This is a genomic window from Frankia sp. CoWAU3, assembly GCF_977971855.1.
In genome coordinates, this window is the sequence record NZ_CDWWXB010000208.1 from 2,972 (window position 1) to 6,438 (window position 3,467).

General features: G+C 67.9%; 3 protein-coding genes and 2 pseudogenes. 3 read left to right on the top strand and 2 right to left on the bottom strand.

Going from position 1 to position 3,467, the window contains the following annotated elements:
• The 3 genes and pseudogenes from AC08ON_RS15385 to AC08ON_RS15395 all read left to right on the top strand — a co-directional run.
• Window positions 1-268, top strand: a pseudogene (locus tag AC08ON_RS15385) (hypothetical protein); the annotation flags it as partial.
• Window positions 269-409: 141 nt separating this feature from the next.
• Window positions 410-1,531, top strand: a complete 1,122-nt coding sequence (locus tag AC08ON_RS15390; RefSeq protein ID WP_476617215.1) for an ABC transporter ATP-binding protein — start codon at window positions 410-412, stop codon at window positions 1,529-1,531.
• Entirely contained in the window at window positions 1,528-2,289 is a 762-nt protein-coding gene (locus AC08ON_RS15395; protein ID WP_476608186.1) for an ABC transporter permease, read from the top strand. The genes AC08ON_RS15390 and AC08ON_RS15395 overlap by 4 nt, the downstream gene beginning before the upstream one ends.
• A gap of 159 nt (window positions 2,290-2,448) precedes the next feature.
• On the opposite strand, the gene AC08ON_RS15400 is transcribed toward AC08ON_RS15395, so the two are convergent.
• Window positions 2,449-2,895, bottom strand: coding sequence for a hypothetical protein (locus AC08ON_RS15400; protein WP_476608187.1), 447 nt, complete (start codon window positions 2,893-2,895; stop codon window positions 2,449-2,451).
• 358 nt (window positions 2,896-3,253) lie between these two features.
• Window positions 3,254-3,467 (bottom strand): annotated as a pseudogene (locus AC08ON_RS15405) (ISAzo13-like element transposase-related protein); the annotation flags it as partial.

Sequence of the window (3,467 nt, forward strand, 5' to 3'; positions counted from 1 at the left end):
CCGGCTGATCCGCCGGCGAGCCGAGCGGGTGCCACCTCGGCTGGTAGCCGGTCCATCCCCGACGGTCCGCCCTGGGCGATTGGTTAGCATACTGAACGTCGCCTCGGGCAAGCTGCGGGCCTGGACCAACGGTGAGCGTGACGTCACCGTGCATTTCGGCGCGGTGCTGGAAAATCTTCTGCGGGTTCACGGCCTGTTTCCTGTCGGCAGGATGACACTCCGCCGGCCGATAGCGGCTGGCTCGATGGTGGGTGCTCCGCGACGATGATGCCAACCGGGGGAGGCGCGGCCGGTCGGTGCAACTGCCTACCTGCCTACCTGCCTGCCGTCGGCGGGTCCTACCGAGCGGGCAGCAGCCCGGGTCCGGTCCGTCATCCCGACATAGTGATGTTCCACGGCAAGGAGGGGAATGATCGAGGCGCAAGGGCTCACCAAGCGGTACGGACGTACGGTCGCCGTCAACGACCTGTCCTTCACGGTGCAGCCAGGCAAGGTGACCGGTTTCCTGGGGCCGAATGGTGCGGGAAAGTCCACTACAATGCGGATGATCCTGGGGCTCGACAATCCGAGCGCAGGCCAGGTCCGTATCGACGGTAAGCGATATGCCGAGCTGAAGGAACCACTCCGCCAGGTCGGAGCGCTGCTGGAAGCGAAATGGGTGCATCCCAACCGCTCCGCCCGCTCGCACCTGCGGTGGATGGCCGCGGCGAACCGAATTCCCGGGAAGCGGGTCGACGAGGTCCTGGAGATCGTCGGGCTCACCTCGGTCGCCGGCAAGCGGGCGGGTGGCTTCTCGCTCGGGATGGCACAGCGTCTCGGGATCGCGACGGCCCTGCTGGGTGACCCGCAGGTCCTTCTCTTCGACGAGCCCGTGAATGGGCTGGACCCGGAAGGAATCCTCTGGATTCGTCAGTTCATGCATCGACTTGCGGACGAGGGCCGGACGATCTTCGTCTCTAGTCATCTACTGTCCGAGATGGCGCTGACCGCCCAGGAGCTCGTCGTCATCGGTCGCGGGCGGCTGATCGCCCAGACCAGTACCCATGCGTTCATCGACATGGCGTCCGAGTCGGCGGTCCGGGTCCGCGGGCCGGAGATGGAGCGGCTGCGTGGCGTGCTGACCGGTCAGGGCCTCGCGGTTCGAGACGTCGCCGCCGGCGACGGTGGTCCGGCGGCGTTCCTCGTGTCGAACAGCAGCACCGAGCAGGTCGGCGAGCTGGCCGGTCGGATCGGGCTCGTCCTGCACGAGCTGGCGGCGCAGCGCGGCTCGTTGGAGCAGGCGTTCATCCAACTGACCGGCGGCGAGGTGGAGTACCACGCCGGGACGCCGGGGCCGGGCGACAGCCGGTCGGCGACAGGTGCTCCGCCGGGGCCCGTGCCGGCGGGAACTGCCGCCGGTCCACTGGCCGGGACACCCCGCCAGTCGGTCGACGGTGGCGTGGATGCCGGTGGCGTGGATGCCGGTGGCGTGGATGCCGGTGGCGGTTCGTCGGCCTCGGCCGAGGCGGCACGAGGAGGGACTGGACGATGACACTGCTCACCGTCGAGCGGATCAAGCTGTTCTCGACCCGCTCACCGTGGTGGTGCATGATCCTGGCGGCCGCGCTCACCGTGGGGCTGACCTCGATCTTCGCGGCGGCGACCAGCGATAACGACCTCGCCGACCTCACCCCGAACGTCACCCAGTTCGCCTACAACTTCGGCCTCGTGGTGATGATGGTTATGGCCGCGCTGGCGGTCACCACCGAGTACCGCTTCAGCACGATCCGGTCCACGTTCCTCGCGGTGCCCACCCGGACGCCGGCACTGCTCGCGAAGGCCGTCGTCGTCGCCCTGCTCGCGGGGACCGTCGGCGAGCTCACCGCCTTCGCTTCCTGGGGCGTCGCCAAGCTGATCAGGCCGGATGCCCCCCTGGCCCTGGACACGGCGCAGGAGTACCGCAACGTCTTCGGTGTCGGTCTGGTCTACCTGTTCGCGGCGATCTTTGCCTTGGCTCTGGGTCTGATCATCCGGCAGTCGGCGGGCGCGATCGTGATCATGCTCGTCTACCTGTTCCTGGCGGAGAGCCTGTTGCCGGCGATCCCCCGGGTCGGTCGCCACATCCAGCACTGGCTGCCGTTTGTCAACGGCGACAACTTCATCGTCGCCGGGCAGGTGGAGCATTCCGACGGGCCGCCCGTGGTGAAGGGGATGCCCTTCGGCCCTTGGGGCTCCCTGGTGTACTTCGCCGCGATCTGCCTCGGCCTGTTCGCCATCGGGCTCGTCCTGGCCAAGCGTCGGGACGCCTGAGCCCGCCGGAGGTGCGATCTCCGTCGGCATGAGCTCTGAAGCCGTGATCATCTGACTATCTGTGATCATCGGAATGCCTGAACTCACCGGCAGGTTGCCTTCAGGCCCGGAGCCGCGGTCCACCGGTCGTCCCGCTGTGGACGCTCGGTGGACCGTAGGTCAGGCGCCCGGGCCCCACAGGTCCCGACCGGCGCGGGCCCGCTCCTGAGCCTTCATGCGAGCCTCGTGGACGTGGCGCCTCCCACCGGTGAGCCGCAGCCGGACCTGTTCGTCCACGGCAACGAAGGGGCGGTAGTAGATGTCGTCGTACTCCTCGATGATCTGGAAGGTCCACCGCCCGTCGAGGACGTTGCGTCCGTGCAGCTCCCGGCGCACATAGGAAGCCAGCTGGGGGTGGCCGGCGTCTTCCAGACCGCTAATCGCCTCCGCGAGGATCAGATCGGCCCGCCCGGAGAGTTGATGGAATTCGTAGAGCGCCCCGCGGGCCCGTTCAACCCACTCCAGCGCCTCGCTGAGCTTGCCGACCGCGTCAGCGGTCGTGTCGTCGAGGTCGGGCTGCGTGCGGTCGTCCTCTCGGCGCCCCCCGGCCGGACGATTCCCGCTCATCCGATCGGTTCGACTGCCGTCAGCCCGACTGCCGTCAGCCCGACTGCTGTCGGTTTGACTGCTGTCGGTTCGACGCCGACGGGTGTGTCTGCTCACCCTGACGGGATGCCCCGGCGGTGTCGGGTCACACCGACCTGCCGCCTCGCGCCGGGAACGACCACGACAGGCGTGCGCGCGCGCCGGGAACGACCACGAGAACCACCGGGCCGCCTCCGTGTCTCTGACGGGAAGGTATCCATTCAGGGGTGCTGGAACCTGTATCCTGAATGGATACGATCCAGAGATCGAGCTGGTACAGGATCCACGAATTCCCGGAGCTTCAAAAGCCCGACCTGTGCACGGAACCGGGGCAAGTTCAGTCTGCGGCCAGGTCGTAGACCCCATACGGCACCGCCTTCTGCGCGCCCTTCTCCGGGAAGTCGTGAGCGCGGACCCGCACCGGCTGCCCCTTGCGATGCCACTCCCGACCGGCGACGGCATAGTCGCCCAGAACTTCCTTCTTCTTCGTGTCGACGCTGACGACCGGCTGCCCCGCCGCGGTGAACTCCTTCACCCGCTCGTTGATGTAGGAG

What these genes read in the sequence shown, in the direction of transcription:
- AC08ON_RS15390 (WP_476617215.1), top strand. Translation starts at nt 410, where the DNA reads ATGATCGAGGCGCAAGGGCTCACCAAGCGGTACGGACGTACGGTCGCC.
- AC08ON_RS15395 (WP_476608186.1), top strand. Translation starts at nt 1,528, where the DNA reads ATGACACTGCTCACCGTCGAGCGGATCAAGCTGTTCTCGACCCGCTCA.
- AC08ON_RS15400 (WP_476608187.1), bottom strand. Translation starts at nt 2,895, where the DNA reads ATGAGCGGGAATCGTCCGGCCGGGGGGCGCCGAGAGGACGACCGCACG.